Annotated in this window: 1 protein-coding gene and 1 pseudogene; both read left to right on the top strand. The window is 65.0% G+C overall.

Features of this window, described 5'->3' with window-relative positions; translation table 11 throughout:
- Positions 1 to 549, top strand: a 549-nt coding sequence (locus EOA22_RS39215; RefSeq protein WP_245478735.1) for a sugar ABC transporter permease, incomplete at its 5' end; no start/stop codon positions are given.
- Positions 549 to 677: pseudogene (locus EOA22_RS39210) on the top strand (carbohydrate ABC transporter permease); the annotation flags it as partial. The gene EOA22_RS39215 and the pseudogene EOA22_RS39210, both read left to right, overlap by 1 nt.

The raw sequence follows: 677 nt of genomic DNA, 5'->3' as shown, positions 1-677 counted from the left end.
GTTGTCGCCTTTGCCTCGGCCAGCCTGCTCTGGTCATGGCTGTTGAACGTCGATTCCGGCCTGTTCAGCCCGGCCGCCTACGACCTTGGCCTGATCGACAGGAAGTTCAACCTTTTGGCCACCTTCCAGCCGGCCTTCTGGTCGATCATCGCCATGGTCGTCTGGAAGGTCGCCGGCTTCACCATGATCATTCTGATGGCCGGCCTGCAATCGATCCCGCAGGATCTGCAGGAGGCGGCCGTCATCGACGGCGCCGATCCGTTCGCCAGGTTCAGGGCGATCACTTTGCCGCTGATGCGCCGCACGCTGGCGCTGGCCCTGATCCTGTCGGTCGCCGGCTCGATCCTCGCCTTCGACCAGTTCTACATCATCCTGCGCGGCGGCCCACGCAACCAGACGCTGACGGCGGTCTACTGGATCTTCAACCAGTCCTTCGTGTCGTTCAAGCTCGGCTACGGCGCGGCTTTGTCGATGGTGCTGCTGGTGATCCTGGTGGCGCTCAGCCTCGTCCAGCTGTGGCTGCTGCGCAAGCCGGAGGGGCTCGACTGATGGCGCAGGCCGCTTCCCGCAACCGCCGGCTCTTGAGCCGCATCGGCGAGCATTCGACCGGCATCGTCGCCTCGGTGCTGTTTGCCGCGCCGATCGTGTGGGCGGTGCTGTCGGCGTTCAAGCCAGCG

Source organism: Mesorhizobium sp. M7A.F.Ca.US.014.04.1.1 (genome assembly GCF_003998745.1).
GTDB lineage: Bacteria > Pseudomonadota > Alphaproteobacteria > Rhizobiales > Rhizobiaceae > Mesorhizobium > Mesorhizobium ciceri.
Note: the sequence above shows the minus strand (reverse complement) of the source record. Positions and strands in the feature narration are given on the sequence as shown.